Here is an 18,191-nt window from a genome sequence, read left to right as displayed (position 1 = left end):
TCAACAGGCGCTTGTTCCATAGCCGCGGATCGCGGCGGTATTGCCCCGGCGAGATTCCATGCACGCGGCGGAACGCAGCGCCAAAAGCCGCGTCGGACAGATAGCCCAGTGAAGCTGCGATGGTCGCGACATTGAGCCTGAATCGGGCCGCAAAGGCATTGCCAAATGGGCGGCGAATGCTGAGTTGGCTGAGCAACTCTGGGTGTTGTCGGAGCCGTGGACGGGGCTCAAGGTGGCGTGAATCGAGTCAGATGTCAAAAGTCCCTCAGCTCAGCTCAGCCCAGCCCACTGCCTCGGATGAGGGCTGGGGCGATGGACAGTTGCGCCGCTGCAACCAAGTCGAACCCGAACAAGACAACCCGGCTAAAGGCGCGTCACGTCTGTTCACCCCCCTCGCGCTTCACTCCTCGACAAAACATCTTCCGATAGTCCGACGGCGACGTCCCCAAGTGCGCTGCGAACTGCTGCCGTAACGACAGCGGCGTGCCAAACCCGGCTTCCCCGGCGATGCACTCGACCGATAAATCCGTGGTTTCCAACAATGCCTGTGCTCTGACCACGCGTTCAGCGTTGAGCCATTTAGCAACCGTAGTACCGGTCGTTTCCTTGAATCGCCGGGTAAACGTGCGGCGACTCATCCGGGCTTTCTCTGCCAACAGATCCAGCGACAGATGTTCACCCAGATGCATGCGCGCCCAAGCCAGAACCGCAGCCAGATGCGTTTCGCTCGACAGTTGTGGCACCGGGTGCTCGACGTATTGCGCCTGGCCTCCTGGCCGGTGCGGTGGGGTGACCAGCATTTTCGCCGTGTGATTGGCCACGTCAGCACCGAAGCGCTGGCGCACCAGATGCAGGCAGCAGTCGATAGCCGCTACGGTGCCTGCCGAGGTCATCAGATTATCGTCGGTGACATACAGCACCTCGGGACGAAAGCGAACCTTGGGAAAGCGCCGCGCAAACTCGTCGCGCGCCGCCCAGTGCGTCGTTGCCTGTTTGCCATCAAGCAGTCCGGCATCTGCCAGCACAAAGGCGCCCAGGCATAACCCGACGATCAGTTTCCCTGCGGCGTGGGCTTGTTGCAGCGCTTGTACAAGCCCTGCCGACGCGGTGATCGATTGATCGCCCCATGCCGGAATGATGATGACGTCGGATGCCGCCATCAGTTCCAGGCCATGGTTTATCGCCAGGCCGATTCCTTGGTCACTGCTGACCATGCCAGGTTCTTCTGCGCAATAACTGATTTGGTAACGCGGCTCAGTGGACGCCAGATTCGCCGTCGCCAGAACGATGCCCGGCACGGACAGGTGGAACAGGCTGACGCCGTCAAATGCCAGAACGGCAACATGGATGGGGGACATAAGACAGATCTCGGTTTCGCGGTGTCAGGATGGCCCGATTATAACGATACATGTCATTCAGGCCACTGTTCGCTGCGCCGGGCCTCAGCCAAAATGGACGCATTCACCAACGAACAGGATGATTCACATGACACTCAAGACTCTACCATTTGCCCTGAGCATGGCTTGCGCCGCTGCGACTGTTCCAGCCTTCGCGGAGACAGAAACCCGCTCAAACCCTGAATCTGCGCACAAGCTTGATCTGCAGCAGGTGCGTAACGCTACCGTGAAAATCACCTACGGCGACACGACCTTTCTGATCGATCCGATGCTGGCGAAAAAAGGCGCATACCCTGGGTTCGAAAATACTTACCGCAGCAACCTGCGTAATCCGCTGGTGGATTTGACCGAGTCCCCTGAGCAAGTGATTGCCGGCGTCGATGCCGTGATCGTTACCCATACGCATCTGGACCACTGGGATGACGCGGCACAAAAAGCACTGCCAAAAGACATCCCTCTGTTCGCCCAGCATGAAGAAGATGCGCAGTTGATCCGCTCGCAAGGCTTCAAAAATGTGCGCGTGCTGAAGAATGAAGCCGAGTTCGGCGGCGTGAAAATCAGCAAAACCGGTGGTCAGCACGGCACTGACGAAATGTATGCCGTGCCGGCCCTCGCCAAACCGCTGGGCGAAGCCATGGGCGTGGTGTTCCAGGCGCCTGGCTACAAAACGCTCTATCTGGCCGGCGATACCATCTGGCGCAAGGAAGTCGATCAGGCCATCGAGAAATTCCAGCCTGAAGTCATCGTGCTCAACGCCGGCAAAGCGAAAATGAGCGGTTACGAAGGCTCGATCATCATGGGTGAGGAAGATGTTCTGCGAGCTGCGCAGGCGGCCAAAGACGCGAAGATCGTTGCCGTGCACATGGATGCGATCAACCACATGTCGCTGACTCGTGAAGAATTGCGCAGCTATGTGCAAAAGCACGGCATCGAGAGCCGCGTGGACATTCCGGCAGACGGTGCATCGCTGCAATTCTGATGGATTCAGACCTGCCCGGGCGTACCGTTGGCACGCCCGGGCTCCCGGGTTTGGTGGCGCATTACTCCCCCAGCTTCGCCCAGAATTCCTCCGCCGAAGGGCTGATTGGTGCCGTCGGGCGAGTCAGATGAATTTCCAGCGCAATGTCCCAGCTTTCATCCAGGGCCCTGACCAGACGCCCGTCGGCCATTTCCTGTTCGGTCAGGCTTTTTGGCAGCCAGGCGACGCCTTTGCTTTCCAGCGCCATCGACATCAGCACTGCTGCCAGATGGCTGCTGAACAGCGGTTTCAAATGCAGGTAATCTGCCTTGCCATGCAGCCTGTGGGAGACGATTCGGCCCAGACCGGATTCGTGGGTATAGGCCAGATAGGGCAGGGTTTCGGGCGAAGTGCCAAATTGCGCCGAAGCGCTCGCCAGCGGCACGAGCACATCTTCGCCGACCTTCTTGCCAATGAACTGATCAGGCGCCAGTAATGGCGGAACGTCGGGGTGGCGATGGCACAAGAGAAATTGCACCTGACCATGAATCAGCATCTGCTCGCACACGGCCATGCTGTCGGAATGCAGGCGAACCGCATCGATTGGCGCGCCATTTTCGGCGCTGCGCAACCAGCGTGGGAAGAAGGTGAATGACAACGAATGAGTGGCGGCAAACTGCAAGGTTTTCGCAGCCATGCCAGCCACTTCCTGCGCCTCGGAGCGCATGCGGTACAGGCGTCTGGCTGCTTCCTGGGCACTGGGCAAAATTTGCCTGCCGGCCTCGGTCAACGTCGCGCCTTGCGGGGTGCGCACGAACAATTCGACACCCATCCAGTTCTCCAGCGAGCGCACTCGGCGACTGAACGCCGGCTGCGTCACGTGGCGCGCTTCAGCGGCCCGGACGAAGCTGCCGTACTCGGCCAGCGCTGAAAAATCCTCAAGCCAAACCAGTTCCAAGGGCAATGCCTCCTGTGCATAGGGCGCGGCATTAATAGCATTGGGCGGGTGTCGTCGCAAAGCATAACGTTGGGTCACCACAACAAGAGGAACCCGTCATGCGTATCGTCGATATCCGTGAAAAAACCGTCTCCATCGCTTCCCCGATCGCCAATGCCTACATCGATTTTTCGAAGATGACCTGCTCGGTCGTCGCGGTCATTACCGACGTGATTCGCGACGGCAAACCGGTCATCGGTTACGGCTTCAACTCCAATGGTCGCTACGGCCAGGGCGCGTTGATGCGCGATCGTTTTCTGGCGCGGATCACTGAAGCCGACCCGCAAACACTGATCGATCACGAAAACAATAACCTCGATCCGTTCGCCATCTGGAAAACCCTGATGACCAACGAAAAACCGGGCGGGCATGGCGAGCGTTCGGTAGCGGTCGGCACCATCGATATGGCGGTGTGGGACGCGGTGGCCAAGATCGAAGGCAAGCCTTTGTATCGGCTGCTCGCCGATCGTTATCGCAACGGCGTCGCCGATGACAAAGTCTGGGTGTACGCGGCGGGTGGTTATTACTACCCGGGCAAGGACCAGACCAAGCTCAAGGCCGAAATGCAGAGCTATCTGGATCGTGGCTATGACGTGGTCAAAATGAAGATCGGCGCGGTGCCGCTGGACGAAGATATTCGCCGCATTGAAGCGGTGCTGGAAGTGGTGGGCGACGGCCAGCGCCTGGCGGTCGACGCCAACGGCCGTTTTGATCTGAAGACCGGTATCGCGTATGCCGAAGCGATCAAGAAATACAACCTGTTCTGGTACGAAGAAGTCGGCGATCCGCTGGATTACGCGCTGCAGGCCGAACTGGCCAATCATTACGAACTGCCGATGGCCACCGGTGAAAACCTCTTCTCTCACCAGGACGCCCGCAACCTGTTGCGCCACGGCGGCATGCGCCCTGACCGTGATTATCTGCAATTTGACTGCGCGCTGTCCTACGGTCTCGTCGAGTACATGCGCACCCTCAAGGTGATGGAAGAGCTGGGTTGGTCTTCGCGCCGCGTGGTGCCGCATGGTGGTCACCAGATGTCGCTGAACATCGCCGCCGGTCTGCATTTGGGCGGCAATGAATCCTACCCGGATGTGTTCCAGCCGTTCGGAGGTTTTGCCGATGGCATCCGCGTCGAAAACGGCTACGTCGGTCTGCCGGATATCCCGGGTGTCGGCTTCGAAGCCAAATCTGCGCTGTATGCCGTCATGCGTGAACTGGGCGAGGGCTGATTCAGTTTTATCGGCGGTCTCGGTTGCCGAGGCCGCACCCTCAGGCGTCATCGTCGACGCCCACACCACATGCCCACCACAACAATAAAATGAGGTGCTTTCGTGGAAACTTCAAAATCGCGCTGGTACAGCCAGCTCTATGTGCAGGTGCTGATCGGTATCGTCATCGGTGCTGCGATCGGTTATTTCGTACCGGACATCGGTGCCAAGCTGCAGCCGTTTGCCGATGGTTTCATCAAGCTGATCAAGATGCTTCTGGCGCCGATCATTTTCGGCACGGTAGTGGTCGGTATCGCCAAGATGGGCAGCATCAAGGAGGTCGGGCGCATCGGTGTGAAAGCGCTGATCTACTTCGAAATCCTCTCGACCATCGCCTTGGTCGTCGGGCTGATCGTAGTCAACATCGTCAAGCCTGGCGTTGGCATGAACATCAACGTCGGAACGCTCGACAGCAGCGCGATCAACAAATACAGCCAGGCCGCGAGCGAGCAGGGCGGTACTGTCGATTTCTTCCTCAATATCATTCCGCATACCTTTCTCGGCGCCTTCTCCAACGGCGTCATGCTGCAGGTGATTCTGCTGTCGGTGTTGATGGGGGTTGCCCTCGTGCAGATGGGCGAAACCAGCAAGCCGCTGATCAACACCATCGATCTATTCCTGCAGGGCCTGTTCAAAATTGTCGCGATGGTCATGCGCCTGGCGCCGCTGGGTGCGGGAGCGGGCATGGCGTTCACCATTGGCAAATACGGCATCGGCACTTTGCTGTCGCTTGGGCAGTTGCTGGTCGCCCTGTACATCACGACGTTGATTTTCATCGTGGTGATCCTGGGTGCGGTGGCACGATGGTCAGGCATGCCGCTGATGCAGTTTCTGCGCTACTTCAAGGATGAAATTCTGATCACGCTGGGCACCTGTTCGACCGAAGCGGTGCTGCCGCGAATGATGGTCAAACTGGAAAAGCTCGGCTGCAAAAAATCCGTGGTCGGCATGGTCCTGCCGACGGGCTACACCTTCAACGCAGATGGCACCTGCATCTACCTGACCATGGCGGCGATTTTCATTGCCCAGGCAACCAACACGCCGCTGACCTTCATGGATCAGATGATTCTGCTCGGCGTGTTCCTGCTGACCTCCAAGGGCTCGGCCGGTGTGGCGGGGGCAGGATTTGTGACCCTGGCGGCCACGCTCACCACCATTCATTCGATACCTCTGGTGGGCCTGGTGTTGCTGTTGGGCATCGACCGTTTCCTCAACGAGGCCCGAGCGGTAACCAACCTGATCGGCAACGGCATCGGCACCATTGCCATTGCCAAGTGGGACAATTCCTTCGATGCCGAAGCGTGCGAGCGGGAAATCGCTGCCATGAAACACGAAAAGGCTGCACGCAAGGCGCTGCTGGCGCACAAGTAATCGGCGCAGCGTAGCGGACGTTCCTGCATCTCTCACGGGCATGGATTGGCACTGAAGTTCACAGACACCGCAAGCGATCAACCCTCTGTTGACGATCTGGATCGCCGACAGAGGTGCTGATCAGCACTGCGCGACCTTTCTCGGTTGACACTTCTAACATTCTCATGAAATATATAGTGCACTATACAATAGCGAACTATGAAATGAGTCCGAACCGAAATCAGGTGGGAACGCAGCTGTCGTTTTCACTCTACGCCGCGGCCAACCGGGTCGTGCGTTTGCACAAGCCGTATCTGGAACCGCTGGGCTTAACCTTTCCGCAATACCTGGTGATCCTTCAGCTTCTGGATGGTGCGCCACTGTCAGTGGGCGAACTCGGCGCTTACCTGGCAATGGACGCAGGAACCATCACGCCGCTGCTCAAACGTCTGGAGAGCGCCGGGCTGGTCACGCGCAAGCGCGATCCGGCAGACGAGCGTCGTGTGCTGATTGACCTGACCCCCGAAAGCCGGGCCATGGAAAACGACATCAGAGCCATCACCGGCAAAATCAAATCTGCCTGTCAACTCGATGAACAGGGGATTGAGGCGCTTCGTCTCACGCTCGATGCGCTTGGCCATCCGGCCGCAGACTGAGTTCACAACTCAATCCAGAAGCGCGCTCAACCGGGCGATAACACACGTACCAAGAGAGGGTATTGAAATGAACATCGGAATCATCGGCGCCGGCCACATCGGTGCGACGCTGGCGCGCAAGCTGGCGGCGTGCGGCCATCAGATCAAACTGGCCAATTCGAAAGACCCGCAAAGCATTCAGACGCTCGCTGACGAAGTCGGTGCCAAGGCGGTAACCAAAGAGCAGGCCGTGGCCGACGTCGACGTGATCATCCTGTCGATCCCTTTCGCCCGATACCCTGATCTGAAGCAGACGCTGAGCCAGGTTCCCGAGCAGGTCGTGGTCATCGATACCTCCAATTACTACCCGCAGCGTGACGGGGCAATCAGGGAAGTGGACGAGGGCAAACCCGAAAGCGTCTGGGTCAGCGAGCAGATCGGCCGTCCCCTGATCAAGGCGTGGAATGCTGTGCTTGCCGCTACGCTGGCCGATCAAGGCCAACCTGCTGAATCCGCGAATCGTATCGCTCTGCCCGTCGCCGGTGATGATCCGAGGGCTGAGGCAATCGCTCAGGATCTGGTTGAAGAAACGGGCTTCACTGCGCTCGCGGCAGGTGGTCTTCAGGACTCATGGCGTCAACAACCGGGCACGCCGGCTTACTGCACCGAGTTGACCTTGCCGGCGTTGAAGCTCGCCCTCGAAGCGGCGGACAAGGCCCGCGCACCGCTGAACCGCGACGCCTTGATGGTCCGATTCATGGCGCCGGACAGCGAGTTCACCCGCGAGCAAATGGTTGCAATCAATCGGGAGATGACGGCCTGATTGGCCAGCCGACGCCTTCAGGTTTACAGTCGACTCGAAGTTCCACGGCCATTGGAGAGGGGCGATGAGAATAGGCGAACTGGCAAAAATCAGCGGACTGGCGCCGTCACGCATTCGTTTCTACGAGGCCAGCGGCCTGATCTGCTCTGTCGCGCGTACCGCCAATGGCTACCGGGACTATGCGCCAGACACAGCGTCGGTATTGCAGATCATTACCGGCGCGCAGGCCGCCGGTTTCTCGTTGGAAGAAATCCGTCAGTTGATGCCGATGAATGCCGGCGGCTGGCAGCATGAAGAACTGCTCCGCGGGCTCAAGCACAAGGTGGCAGAAATCGAACTGCTGCAAGAACGCCTGGCGCAAAACAAGGCTCAGCTTCAACAAGTGATCAAGGGCATCGAAAACAAGCCCGAAGGCATGGCCTGCGCCGACAATGCACAGCGGGTGCTCAATCGTCTGCGTGAAGAAGGGCCTGTGAATGCGCCTGTCAATCGCGTTGCAACCGTTTCCCGCCCCGGCAAACCTGCGCCTCAGTAGATAACTGACGCAACACAAATCCCAGGCAACCCCCCGTAAACCTGTGGGAGCGGGCTTGCTCGCGAAGGCGTCGGCACATTCAAGATCATCATGGCCTGACACACCGCTTTCGCGAGCAAGCCCGCTCCCACAGTAGATCGCCTACACACTGAAGCTCCCTGGCCGATTCTGAATACCGGTGAAAGCATTCAAAAAGTCATTGACCTTCAACCTCACTTCAATCTTAAGGTGCCCCGACTGACCTGAGGATTGCCCCATGAATGTCTTCGATACGCTACGACTTCCCAACGGCTCGACCATCAACAACCGCATCGCCAAAGCCGCGATGGAAGAAAACATGGCGGATGCCGAGCAAGCGCCGTCCGATCAATTGATGCGCCTCTATCAGGCGTGGGCCGATGGAGGTGCCGGGCTGCTTATCACCGGCAACGTGATGGTCGATGGCCGTGCGATGACCGGTCCGGGCGGCGTGGTGCTGGAGGACGATCGACTACTGGACAGGTTCAAGCGCTGGGCGCGGATCGGCCGATCCGGCGGTGCGCAGTTCTGGATGCAGATCAATCATCCCGGGCGGCAAATGCAGGCCAACCTCGGCCAGCCAACCTGGGCCCCGTCAGCGGTTTCTCTGGAACTGGGCAACCTGTCCAGGCGCTTCGCCACGCCTCAGGCGATGACCGCCGAAGTGATCAAGGACGTTATTCAACGCTTTGCCAACACCGCTCGCCTTGGCGAACAAGCGGGATTCAGCGGTGTGCAGATTCATGCAGCCCATGGTTATCTGTTGAGCCAGTTTCTTTCGCCGCTGACCAATCTAAGAACGGACGAGTGGGGCGGTTCGCTGGACAATCGTGCGCGCCTGTTGATCGAGATTGTCAACGCGGTCAGAGCTGTGGTTTCCAGGGATTTTGCCGTGGCTGTCAAACTCAATTCCGCAGACTTCCAACGAGGCGGGTTCAGCGTTGATGACGCCAGGCACGTGGTGCAACTGCTCAATGAGCTGGATGTCGATCTGGTCGAATTATCCGGCGGCAGCTACGAAGCGCCAGCCATGCAGGGTGAGGCACGCGATGGTCGAACGCTGGCTCGCGAAGCCTACTTCGTTGAATTTGCCCGAGATATTCAGACCGTTGCGAACATGCCAGTGATGGTCACCGGCGGCATTCGTCGTCGGGCGATTGCTGAACAGGTCGTTCACAGTGGAGTGGACATGGTAGGGATCGGAACGGCACTGGCCATTGATCCTGACCTGCCGCGTGACTGGCTGGCGGGCAAGCATAACGCCCCGCAAATGCCACCGATCACCTGGAAAAACAAAGTCGTCGCTTCGCTGGCGAACATGGCGGCGGTCAAGTTTCAGCTGAGCAAACTCAGTCGCGGTCAACGACCCGATCCGAACGTCTCGCCGTTACGCGCACTGCTGTCGCAACAGTTGGCGATGTTCTTTCGGACGCGACAATACAAGCACTGGATCGCGAAGCGCTCGATGTAAGACATCAGGGCTTTACTGCGTACCTGGTAGAGGTTCATCCGGTGGCAATGGCGCGGTCGTCTCGCAAGCCCACAGTTGCAGGAACGGGTGGCTGCTTCTGGCTGGGCCAACCCATCGGCTGATGAACTCGCACCTCCCATCAATGCATAGCTGATAATCACCGGCCTCCGGGGTTCGGCCCAATCGCAGTGGTTGCAGCGGCGGCAAATGGCGCCGGAAGTGCCAACTGCCGTTTTCCAGCCGTGCGTCGTCGGGTATCTCCATACCAGCACCGTTTCCGCGTACCCGGGCCTGCTCCAGAACCAGCCCTTGGGCCGTGACGCTGTAGTCTTCCTCCCAACGGATTTTTTCGATGCTGTGGTTCCATGCCAAGGTGAAGTGCGCGACGGGCAACTGCGCCCAAATGCTGCCGGCCAGACCCAGGCACAAACCGATCATGCATTGGCCGCTGCGGCGCGCCGCGAGCGCCAGACGTGTTGCACGATGACCAGGATCCCCAGTGCGAAGCCGAGTTCGTCGGTCACCGGCAGTGCCACGATCAGCAGGGCGCCGGCGACGAGACTGAGCACCCGCTCCCAGATCAGCATTTTCATTTGCAGAAAACCGGTAGACGCCATGCCCCAGAGACCCACCGCCAGAAGAGTCTTGATCAGCATGTAGGCAGTCGCCCACAGGTTGTCGCCTTGCAGCATCAGCGCCGGGTTGTAGACCGCCATGAACGGGATGACAAAACCTGCCAGCGCAATTCGCACCGCCCATAAACTGATTTTGAAGCCGCTTTCCTTGGCGATCGGTGCGGCGGCAAAACAGGCGAGGGCGACCGGCGGGGTCAGGTCGGCGAGGATGCCGAAGTAGAACACGAACATGTGCGACACGATCAGTGGCACACCCAGCTCCAGCAGGGCAGGCGCGGCGATCGAGCTGGTGATGATGTAGTTGGGAATGGTCGGGATGCCCATGCCCAGCACCAGGCAAGTGATCATCGTCAGGATCAGCGACAGCAGCAGGTTGTCGCGGCCGATGGCGAGAATGTAGCCCGCAAACGTCGAAGCGACACCGGTGAGCGAAACGATTCCGATAATGACGCCGACCAACGCGCAGGCGATTCCCACCGGTACCGCGTGGCGCGCGCCCTCGACCAGCGCATGCAGGCAGATCTGCAATGTTTCGCGGCCGCCCTTGATGAACCAGCACACCAGCACCAGTACCGCGATGACCGCAAAAATCACCCCGATACCGAGCTGGAAAAAACCTGTGCACAGCACACCCAGTGCAATCCAGAACGCACAGCGCAGGCCAAAGCTGTGCACCCGGAAAATGATCGCCGAGCCGAGAATCACGATGGCGGTCAATGCCAGGCCGACCATTCCCGAGAACAACGGCGTGCGCCCGGAAAACAGCAGATAAACCAGAACCAGCAGAGGAATCAGCAAATACCAGCGAGCCTTTACCGCGCCCCATGCGCTTGGACATTGGTCTTTGGGCAAGCCCTTGAGGTTGGAGCGCTTGGCTTCCAGGTGGACCATCCAGAATACCGAACCGAAATACAGCAGGGCGGGTATCAGCGCCGCCTTGGCGATTTCGACGAAGGGCACATTGATGGTTTCGGCCATGATGAATGCGACTGCGCCCATCACCGGAGGCATGATCTGGCTGCCCATGCTGGAGGTGGCTTCAACACCACCAGCGAACGCGGCGCGATAGCCAAAGCGCTTCATCAGCGGAATGGTGAATTGCCCGGTGGTCACCACGTTGGCAATCCCGGAGCCTGTGATCGTTCCCATCAACGCTGAGGAGGCGACCGCCACTTTGGCCGGGCCGCCGAGTTTGTGGCCGAATAACCCCATGGCGAAGTCGGTGAACAGCTTGATCATGCCGGCCTGTTCGAGGAAGGCGCCAAACAGAATGAACAGGAAGATGTAGGTTGCCGACACATAGGTCGGCGTGCCGTACAGCCCTTCGGTGCCGAATGACAGTTGATTGATGATCTGATCGAAACCATAGCCGCGATGGGCCAGTTCGCCGGGCAGGTATTGCCCGAACAGGCCGTATGCCAGAAACAGCCCGCAGATCACTGGCAGCGCGATGCCCATGACCCGTCGCGCGGCTTCGAAAACCAGAGCGATCAACACGATGCCGATAACCAGGTCGGCCGACGTCAGGTCACCGGAACGCTGGATCAGATCGGCCTCGAACACCCATTGATACAGCGCGGTAGCGATGGCGGCCAAGCTCAGCAGCCAGGCCAGCGGTTGCCACGGACGGTCTGTGCCGTGTGCCGGATAACTGAGAAACACCACCCACAGAAGAAAACCGACGTGCACCGCACGCAGCACCTGGCTGGAGAGAGGAGAAAAGGCTGCGGTGACGATCTGGAAAATCGAGAACAGCAACGCTACGTAAAACAGGCTTTTTGGCCAGTCTCGCGGGTTCGCGGAAATACCGTGATGCTCGTCACTCATTGGCTGCCTTCCTCATGACCACGCAAAGGAATCGACGCTGCAGCGGCTGTCACGCCACTGCGCATAAGCGCTTATAAGGCGCCTTTTTCCTTGTAGTAGCGCTCGGCGCCAGGGTGCAGCGCGATCGGCAGGTTTTTCGCGGCCGCTTCCAGTTTGATGTCCTTGGCCGCTGAATGGGAGTTACCCAAACGCGTCAGGTTGTCGAACAGCAGCCGGGTCATGTCGTAGACGACGTCATCAGGCAGGTCGGCGCGAGTCACCAGAATATTGGTGATTGCCACGGTGGGCACGGCTTCGGCCTGTCCGTCGTAGGTGTTGGCCGGGATCATTGCGCTCTGGTAGGCCGGATTGCCGATCTTTGTCACCACCTCGCTCGGGATCGCCACGTAGTTCAGCGGCATCACCGACGACAGGTCACGAATGGCGGCCATGCCCAATCCAGACGACTGCAGGGTGGCATCCAGTTGCCGGTTCTTGATCAATTCCACCGATTCGGCAAACGGCAGATATTGCACCTTGCCCATGTCCTCGTAGGTCAGGCCGGCCGCTTTGAATATCGCCCGCGCATTCAATTCAGTCCCGGATTTAGGCGCGCCGACCGAGATGGTCTTGCCCTTGAGATCGGCGAGGGTTTTGATCCCCGACTCTTTGCTGGCGACGATCTGAATGTAATTGGGATAGGCACCGCCCAAGGCGCGCAATTTTGTCAGTGGTGCTTTGAAACCGGCGTCCTCCACGCCGTTTTTGGCGTCGGCCACTGAGTCGCCCAAGGCCAGGGCCAGCTCGCCGCGTCCGGCCTGCAGCAGATTGAGGTTTTCTACCGACGCTTTGGTGGCCTGCACCGATGTCTTCGAACCGGCAATGCCGTCGCTGTAGATTTGCGACAAGCCGACGCCGATCGGGTAGTAAACCCCGCTGGTTCCGCCGGTGAGAATATTGATGAACACGGGCGCGGCCTGCGCAGCGCTGCTAAGGGTCAGCGTGGCGGCGGCCAGCAGGGCAAAACGTGTTTTGACTCGCATGGGGGCATTTCTCCGTCTTGTTATGGTTTTAAGCAGAGTGATTGCACTCTGGTCGGTCCCGGCTGAACGTGATCGCCACTTCAGTTCATCCCCAGCCAGGTCGGCAGCACCAGTGAAATCCAGGGCACGTAGGTGATCAGCACGAGGAACAGCAGCAGAATCATCAACCAGGGCATGGCGGCTTTTACGGTGGCGGGCAAGGACATTCCCGTCACCGCTGAAGTCACGAACAGGTTCAGGCCCACGGGTGGCGTAATCAGGCCGATCTCAAGGTTGACCACCATGATGATGCCGAGGTGAATCGGGTCGATGCCCAGTTTCATCGCGATAGGGAAAAGGATTGGCGCGAGGATGAGGATGATCGCTGACGGTTCCATGAACGCGCCGGCAATCAACAGCACGATGTTGACCATCAGCAGGAACGTCACGGGCGTCAGGCCGGCTTCTATTACCCAGGCAGTGATTTGTTGGGGTAATTGTTCGGTGGTCAGCACGTGGGCGAACAGCATGGCGTTGGCAATGATGAACATCAGCATGATGCTCAGCTTGGCCGAGTCCAGCAGAACCTTGGGTGTCTCGCGAAAGGTCAGATCCTTGTAGACGAACAGAGCGATGAAGGCCGAATAGACGGCTGCCACTGCGGCAGCTTCGGTCGGGGTGAACATGCCCGAATAGATGCCGCCGAGGATGATCACCATCAGCAACAAGCCCCATATTGCCTTGCGCGCCGTACTCAAGAACTCGCGAAGGGTCGCACGCGGCAAGGCGGGGAGGTTTTTCTTCACCGCGACGATGTAGATCGCCACCATCAACGCCGTTCCCAGCAGCAGGCCAGGTACCACGCCGGCCATGAACAACTTGCCGACGGAGGTTTCTGTAGCAGCGGCGTAGACCACCATCACAATCGAGGGCGGGATGAGAATGCCCAGCGTCCCGGCATTGCAAATGATCCCTGCGCCGAAGGCCTGCGGATAGCCGGACCGGACCATGCCGGCGATCGCAATCGAGCCCACCGCCGCGACCGTTGCGGGACTCGAACCGGAGAGGGCGGCGAACAGCATGCAGGCCAGCACCGCCGCGATGGCCAGGCCGCCGCGAATATGCCCGACACAGGCGTTGGCGAAGTCGATCAGCCGGCGGGCAACGCCGCCAGTGGTCATGAAGGCCCCGGCCAGCAGGAAAAAAGGAATCGCCAGCAGCGTGTAGTGTTCCGAGGTCTCGAACAGTTTGATCGCCAGCGAGCGGACCGAATCGGGACTGAAGAAAATGATCGTCATCGAGCCGGCAAGCCCCAGAGAAATGGCAATCGGCACGCCGATGAACATCAAGGCGAACAGGGCCACGAACAGGAAGGCAATGGTCATGGCTTGTCATCCTCGTGTTCGGCGAGTTTCAGCGCGTCGGCCGCTTCATCGGCCAGCCCGAGGCCGGTCTGACGGTTGAGCAGGATGCGCAGCAGAATTTCAGCGAAGCGGATGAACACCAGCGCAAACCCCAGCGGCACGATCAGTCCGATATGCCACTGCATGACGCCGAAATGGCCGAGATCCTCGGCGCCGATACCGGCGTTCATCAACGTTTCAATCCATTCGAAGCTGGCGACGCCCAGCAGCCCGGCATAGGCCAGACAGCACAGGCAGGCCAGAATGCCGATGTAGCGCTGCACCGATCGCCGCGCCAGTTTGACCAGTGCGTCGACACCGATATGCCCGGCGGTGCGCACGCCGTAAGCCAAGCCGAAAAAAATCAGCCAGCCGAACAGCGCTTTGGTCAGGGCAGTGCTCCAGGTCATGGCCTGCGCCATGCCCATGATCTGATCGCCAACGGCGAACAGCGGAACACTGGCCGCCGGCCAATGATCGGCGAGCCAGTAAAACAGACTGTAGAAATTGTTGAGGATCACGTAGACAAACGTGACGAGGGTCATGGCCGCCAAGAGGAAGACGATGAAGCCTTCCTCGAAGTGTTCCCAGATTCGCCGAAGCGCTTTCATGGATGGCAATCTCACGTCGGTGGAAGACGGGCAGGTTCCGCCCCGGCGGCGCCTGCCGTGCGATTATTGCGCCTGGTTCGCGGCTTCGGCGGCAGAGATCAGCTCAGGACCGATTTCGCCTTCGAACTTCTTCCACACCGGTTTCATCGCATCGCGCCATTGCGCACGTTCTTCTGGGGTGAGCGTGATGATTTCCGTGGTTTTGGCTGCAAGGATGCGTTGCTTGTCACCCTCGTTCAGTTGCTGGGCTTCCTTGTTCACGTGAGTGGTGACTTCCACGACGATCTTGTCCAGTTCGCTGCGCACGTCCGGTGGCAGGCCGTTCCAGAATTTGGTGTTGGTGATCAGCATGTAGTCCAGTACACCGTGGTTGGACTCGGTGATGTATTTCTGCACTTCATGCATTTTCTGGCTGTAGATGTTCGAGTAGGGGTTTTCTGCACCGTTGACCACGCCGGTCTGCAGCCCCTGATACACCTCGGCAAAACTCATCTTGCGCGGATTGGCGCGCACTGCCTTGAACTGCTCCTCCAGTACCGCCGAGGCCTGTACCCGGAACTTCAGGCCGCGCGCATCAGCCGGTACACGCAGTGGCTTGTTGGCCGACAGTTGTTTCATGCCGTTGTGCCAATAAGCCAGGCCGGTGATGTTTTTGCTTTCCATGGATTTGAGCAGACCCTGACCCTGCGGGCTCAGCTGAAAGCGATCGACAGCGTTGATGTCATCAAACAGAAAGGGCAGGTCGAAGAGCTGGACGGTCTTGGTGTATTGCTCGAATTTGGCCAGCGATGGCGCAATCATCTGCACATCGCCGAGCAACAGTGCTTCCATTTCCTTGCCGTCACCAAAGAGCGAGGAGTTAGGGTAGACCTCGACCTTGACCTTGCCTGGCAAGCGTTCTTCCACCAGTTTCTTGAACAGCAACGCACCTTGACCTTTGGGCGTCTGGTCAGCGACGACATGCGAAAACTTTATGATCACCGGGTCTGCCGCCATGGCCGGGTTCATGCTGCTTACCGCCAAAGCGCAGGCAAGTGCGCTGAACAGAGATCTGAGCATCTGGGTTATTCCTCTTTTTTTATTGTAGTAACAGCTCTATGCGCGGGACGCGTTCGAATGCCGGGACATGCTCAAGTCTAGGCAGAAATATCTGATTTGCCGGGAAAACTGGCGAGAAAGCGCAAAACATCAACGCAGGGTTGGTCTCGCGCCTTCAACCAGGAACTCTTCAGGACATGGCATGCGTCCAGTCGCTGCCCGTTCCTCGTGACATTGCGCCACGCGGCTTGCATTTCGAGATCCGGTTTAACTCATCAAGGCGAGGCTCAGCGCTCAATGTTTCACAATATTTCCGATGAGCTCATCCCATGTCGTAGTTGCTGGGAACAGTTCAAGCAAAAACGCCGTGAACGCTTTGACATTCGGGCTACCGCAGTCCCCGTTGCGAGGTCAGCACATGTTCAAGCTGATGCTCGAGCACGGCTCTGTACGCGGCCAATAGATGTGCCTGCGCCCACTCAAGATCCGGGCGCAACCATTCCAGCGCATCCTGAGCAGTGAACGCCAACAGACGCTGTCGTTTCATCTCGGCATCTTCATGGGTGATCAGTGCCAAGCCATCACAACTGTTATAGGTTTTGCTGACCTGAGCGAGCGCTGCGAGAAAAATCGGCCGAGGCTCGCGCGCTGTGGTGTAGGCAAGGTTGCGCGAATGGATCGACATTCCGGTGTCGAGGGCCTCATACCAGCCTTCCACTGCGACGAGCATGCGCCCGTTGTGTTTGACTCGGTCAAACACCCTCGAACGCATGACCAGATGCAGCGGCAGATGAGTCAGCGGTGGCAGCGTGCCCATCGACCAGTTGGGTGACCACCCCCAGCGTACCGGCAAGCAGTCCAGAGTCCCGTCGCGGCGATAGATGCCATGGACCCGCATACCCGGTTTGATCAGATTACGCCGCTCAGGTGGTGCTTCGCCTGAAGTGTCGTCTTCTGCCAACCCGACTTGTGCATCTACGTTCGCCGTCTCACCGGTGACCAGAAGAAAAGCCATTTGGTGCGCTGCGGCGTGTTGAACGATGTACTCACACATGGCGAATCTCCTGGTCGGCAGGGCTTTGTGCACTGCACGCACCTCGGGCGTTTTTGATGTTGTGCTGCTCTGGGACAGGCGGGCGGCGCAGGATATTCATATCGCCAGATCCTCGTCCCAGCACACCGCCTTCGACTCGTGCCATTGCACCTCGGTGACGCCGAAACGCTCGGCCATGGGTTTCGAGAACCGTTTCAACGGAGGCCGGCCGGGCTTGGGAATCGGCGTCAACCCGGCGTCGCAACTTGCCCACTGCCAGGCATCCGCGTTGTTCATCAATTTGGCGCGGATAATGAAGGATTTGGGCACACCGTGGAGTCGGTACTTGATCATGTACAAATCTGTCTGGCTCATGAGGCTCTCCTGTTGCTCATGAAAGAGGGATGCCCCTCGTGCCAGGAAATTCATAGATTTTTCTAACAACTCGACATGCGTTCGTATCGGTTGAAAATAAGTTATACAGACCGCGCTTCTGGTATAAGGAACTTTTGTTTTTCACTGAGCTAGTTTGTGGAAAGAAGCTAAGCGGAACGACAAAATCAAATGAAGTTAGATGCCGATGGTGGCATTTAAAGATTATTTTTCTTCATGATGAATATTGCTGCGTTTATTAAGCAGAACCGTGCAATTTCGCAGTTGATACAACTAAGTTGGCACGCAAGTGCAAGTACTCTGAAGGTTCTGTTAATCAGGAAGTCTTGCAAACGAAGCGGCAATCGAAATTTTTTCTATACAAGTTTAATTCGCCTCATGTAATGGTTGATGACCCGATTGTGCCTTGACAGGAAGAAGGGCCATGGAAAACGACGACCTGCGTCAAACTTGTACAAATTGCAATAAGCTGTACAAAACCTCGCTGCAAGCAGAACGTTACAAGGCAAGCGCCGGCCATGCGGGGCTTTGTGAGACCTGTCTCCAAACCGAACAGGAGCGGGTGATCGACGAGCGTTTGGCCCTGTGCGCCGCGAAGATGCTGGTGATTGACCGTCAGTTCAAGCCCCCGGCGAAGCGCTGATGTCGGCTTTCAAGTAAAGCGGGGCGCCGGACATGCCGATGCCCATCAGTTTTGATTTGTCGTTTTATTGATCACTGTTGGTGCTGCGATCAATCAGCCAAGCAATAAAAACCACGAAGGGCTTCCACAAGATTGCTCCGCCAATTATTGCTGTC

General features: G+C 58.3%; 18 protein-coding genes. 8 read left to right on the top strand and 10 right to left on the bottom strand.

Translation table 11 applies throughout. The annotated features are described in order from the left end of the window. Window positions 1-374: 374 nt before the first annotated feature. On the bottom strand, window positions 375-1,358 hold the full coding sequence (locus ACIGDJ_RS02965) for a GlxA family transcriptional regulator (protein ID WP_397478287.1): 984 nt from the start codon (window positions 1,356-1,358) through the stop codon (window positions 375-377). A gap of 127 nt (window positions 1,359-1,485) precedes the next feature. On the opposite strand from ACIGDJ_RS02965, the gene ACIGDJ_RS02960 reads away from it, so the two are divergent. After that, window positions 1,486-2,376: an MBL fold metallo-hydrolase gene (locus ACIGDJ_RS02960; RefSeq protein WP_397478286.1), complete on the top strand. Its 891-nt coding sequence runs from the start codon at window positions 1,486-1,488 to the stop codon at window positions 2,374-2,376. A gap of 61 nt (window positions 2,377-2,437) precedes the next feature. Here ACIGDJ_RS02960 and ACIGDJ_RS02955 read toward each other — a convergent pair whose 3' ends face one another. After that, window positions 2,438-3,313, bottom strand: coding sequence for a LysR family transcriptional regulator (locus tag ACIGDJ_RS02955; RefSeq protein WP_312998590.1), 876 nt, complete (start codon window positions 3,311-3,313; stop codon window positions 2,438-2,440). A 98-nt stretch (window positions 3,314-3,411) separates the two neighbouring features. Here ACIGDJ_RS02955 and ACIGDJ_RS02950 point away from each other — a divergent pair, with 98 nt between their 5' ends. The 6 genes from ACIGDJ_RS02950 to ACIGDJ_RS02925 all read left to right on the top strand — a co-directional run bounded on the left by ACIGDJ_RS02950 (window position 3,412) and on the right by ACIGDJ_RS02925 (window position 9,452). Next, complete coding sequence (locus ACIGDJ_RS02950) at window positions 3,412-4,581, top strand: mandelate racemase/muconate lactonizing enzyme family protein (protein ID WP_101162503.1); 1,170 nt, start codon at window positions 3,412-3,414, stop codon at window positions 4,579-4,581. 102 nt (window positions 4,582-4,683) lie between these two features. Next, the gene (gene dctA / locus ACIGDJ_RS02945; RefSeq protein WP_397478285.1) at window positions 4,684-5,991 is read left to right on the top strand and encodes a C4-dicarboxylate transporter DctA; all 1,308 of its coding nucleotides are present in this window, start codon (window positions 4,684-4,686) and stop codon (window positions 5,989-5,991) included. Window positions 5,992-6,194: 203 nt separating this feature from the next. Continuing rightward, window positions 6,195-6,626: a MarR family winged helix-turn-helix transcriptional regulator gene (locus tag ACIGDJ_RS02940; protein WP_101162499.1), complete on the top strand. Its 432-nt coding sequence runs from the start codon at window positions 6,195-6,197 to the stop codon at window positions 6,624-6,626. Continuing rightward, entirely contained in the window at window positions 6,562-7,428 is an 867-nt protein-coding gene (locus ACIGDJ_RS02935; RefSeq protein WP_371918400.1) for an NADPH-dependent F420 reductase, read from the top strand. Before ACIGDJ_RS02940 ends, ACIGDJ_RS02935 begins: the two co-directional genes overlap by 65 nt. Before the next feature lie 64 nt (window positions 7,429-7,492). Then, on the top strand, window positions 7,493-7,963 hold the full coding sequence (locus ACIGDJ_RS02930) for a MerR family transcriptional regulator (RefSeq protein WP_397478284.1): 471 nt from the start codon (window positions 7,493-7,495) through the stop codon (window positions 7,961-7,963). A 256-nt stretch (window positions 7,964-8,219) separates the two neighbouring features. After that, the gene (locus ACIGDJ_RS02925; RefSeq protein ID WP_101162494.1) at window positions 8,220-9,452 is read left to right on the top strand and encodes an NADH:flavin oxidoreductase/NADH oxidase family protein; all 1,233 of its coding nucleotides are present in this window, start codon (window positions 8,220-8,222) and stop codon (window positions 9,450-9,452) included. A gap of 12 nt (window positions 9,453-9,464) precedes the next feature. Here ACIGDJ_RS02925 and ACIGDJ_RS02920 read toward each other — a convergent pair whose 3' ends face one another. The 8 genes from ACIGDJ_RS02920 to ACIGDJ_RS02885 form a co-directional block, all read right to left on the bottom strand. After that, window positions 9,465-9,890 (bottom strand): DUF1850 domain-containing protein, encoded by a 426-nt coding sequence (locus ACIGDJ_RS02920; protein ID WP_101162492.1) that lies wholly within the window; start codon window positions 9,888-9,890, stop codon window positions 9,465-9,467. Next, complete coding sequence (locus ACIGDJ_RS02915) at window positions 9,887-11,914, bottom strand: TRAP transporter permease (RefSeq protein WP_101162490.1); 2,028 nt, start codon at window positions 11,912-11,914, stop codon at window positions 9,887-9,889. Before ACIGDJ_RS02915 ends, ACIGDJ_RS02920 begins: the two co-directional genes overlap by 4 nt. Before the next feature lie 71 nt (window positions 11,915-11,985). Further along, the gene (locus tag ACIGDJ_RS02910; protein ID WP_101162488.1) at window positions 11,986-12,936 is read right to left on the bottom strand and encodes a TAXI family TRAP transporter solute-binding subunit; all 951 of its coding nucleotides are present in this window, start codon (window positions 12,934-12,936) and stop codon (window positions 11,986-11,988) included. A gap of 80 nt (window positions 12,937-13,016) precedes the next feature. Continuing rightward, window positions 13,017-14,300, bottom strand: coding sequence for a C4-dicarboxylate TRAP transporter large permease protein DctM (dctM, locus tag ACIGDJ_RS02905; RefSeq protein WP_397478283.1), 1,284 nt, complete (start codon window positions 14,298-14,300; stop codon window positions 13,017-13,019). Further along, window positions 14,297-14,929 carry a TRAP transporter small permease gene (locus ACIGDJ_RS02900; protein WP_101162485.1) on the bottom strand — a complete coding sequence of 211 codons (633 nt, stop codon included), beginning with the start codon at window positions 14,927-14,929 and terminating at the stop codon, window positions 14,297-14,299. The genes dctM and ACIGDJ_RS02900 overlap by 4 nt, the downstream gene beginning before the upstream one ends. A 63-nt stretch (window positions 14,930-14,992) precedes the next feature. Next, the gene (dctP, locus tag ACIGDJ_RS02895; RefSeq protein ID WP_101162483.1) at window positions 14,993-15,988 is read right to left on the bottom strand and encodes a C4-dicarboxylate TRAP substrate-binding protein DctP; all 996 of its coding nucleotides are present in this window, start codon (window positions 15,986-15,988) and stop codon (window positions 14,993-14,995) included. Between the two features lie 367 nt (window positions 15,989-16,355). Further along, window positions 16,356-17,021 (bottom strand): SOS response-associated peptidase family protein, encoded by a 666-nt coding sequence (locus ACIGDJ_RS02890; RefSeq protein ID WP_101162482.1) that lies wholly within the window; start codon window positions 17,019-17,021, stop codon window positions 16,356-16,358. 96 nt (window positions 17,022-17,117) lie between these two features. Further along, window positions 17,118-17,375 carry a DUF6555 family protein gene (locus ACIGDJ_RS02885; protein WP_101162480.1) on the bottom strand — a complete coding sequence of 86 codons (258 nt, stop codon included), beginning with the start codon at window positions 17,373-17,375 and terminating at the stop codon, window positions 17,118-17,120. A gap of 442 nt (window positions 17,376-17,817) precedes the next feature. On the opposite strand from ACIGDJ_RS02885, the gene ACIGDJ_RS02880 reads away from it, so the two are divergent. Further along, on the top strand, window positions 17,818-18,036 hold the full coding sequence (locus tag ACIGDJ_RS02880) for a hypothetical protein (RefSeq protein WP_101162478.1): 219 nt from the start codon (window positions 17,818-17,820) through the stop codon (window positions 18,034-18,036). The last annotated feature ends 155 nt before the right edge of the window (window positions 18,037-18,191 follow it).

This window comes from Pseudomonas sp. NPDC079367 (genome assembly GCF_044542195.1).
GTDB lineage: Bacteria > Pseudomonadota > Gammaproteobacteria > Pseudomonadales > Pseudomonadaceae > Aquipseudomonas.
This window is presented reverse-complemented; position numbering and strand designations above follow the sequence as displayed.

Bases quoted from the DNA above. Each gene is read 5' to 3' on its own strand.
- ACIGDJ_RS02950 (WP_101162503.1), top strand. From the start codon at position 3,412: ATGCGTATCGTCGATATCCGTGAAAAAACCGTCTCCATCGCTTCCCCG.
- ACIGDJ_RS02910 (WP_101162488.1), bottom strand. From the start codon at position 12,936: ATGCGAGTCAAAACACGTTTTGCCCTGCTGGCCGCCGCCACGCTGACC.
- ACIGDJ_RS02900 (WP_101162485.1), bottom strand. From the start codon at position 14,929: ATGAAAGCGCTTCGGCGAATCTGGGAACACTTCGAGGAAGGCTTCATC.
- ACIGDJ_RS02930 (WP_397478284.1), top strand. From the start codon at position 7,493: ATGAGAATAGGCGAACTGGCAAAAATCAGCGGACTGGCGCCGTCACGC.
- ACIGDJ_RS02940 (WP_101162499.1), top strand. From the start codon at position 6,195: ATGAGTCCGAACCGAAATCAGGTGGGAACGCAGCTGTCGTTTTCACTC.
- dctP (WP_101162483.1), bottom strand. From the start codon at position 15,988: ATGCTCAGATCTCTGTTCAGCGCACTTGCCTGCGCTTTGGCGGTAAGC.
- ACIGDJ_RS02925 (WP_101162494.1), top strand. From the start codon at position 8,220: ATGAATGTCTTCGATACGCTACGACTTCCCAACGGCTCGACCATCAAC.
- ACIGDJ_RS02890 (WP_101162482.1), bottom strand. From the start codon at position 17,021: ATGTGTGAGTACATCGTTCAACACGCCGCAGCGCACCAAATGGCTTTT.
- ACIGDJ_RS02915 (WP_101162490.1), bottom strand. From the start codon at position 11,914: ATGAGTGACGAGCATCACGGTATTTCCGCGAACCCGCGAGACTGGCCA.
- ACIGDJ_RS02885 (WP_101162480.1), bottom strand. From the start codon at position 17,375: ATGAGCCAGACAGATTTGTACATGATCAAGTACCGACTCCACGGTGTG.
- dctM (WP_397478283.1), bottom strand. From the start codon at position 14,300: ATGACCATTGCCTTCCTGTTCGTGGCCCTGTTCGCCTTGATGTTCATC.
- ACIGDJ_RS02920 (WP_101162492.1), bottom strand. From the start codon at position 9,890: ATGATCGGTTTGTGCCTGGGTCTGGCCGGCAGCATTTGGGCGCAGTTG.
- ACIGDJ_RS02935 (WP_371918400.1), top strand. From the start codon at position 6,562: ATGAACAGGGGATTGAGGCGCTTCGTCTCACGCTCGATGCGCTTGGCC.
- ACIGDJ_RS02880 (WP_101162478.1), top strand. From the start codon at position 17,818: ATGGAAAACGACGACCTGCGTCAAACTTGTACAAATTGCAATAAGCTG.
- ACIGDJ_RS02965 (WP_397478287.1), bottom strand. From the start codon at position 1,358: ATGTCCCCCATCCATGTTGCCGTTCTGGCATTTGACGGCGTCAGCCTG.
- ACIGDJ_RS02960 (WP_397478286.1), top strand. From the start codon at position 1,486: ATGACACTCAAGACTCTACCATTTGCCCTGAGCATGGCTTGCGCCGCT.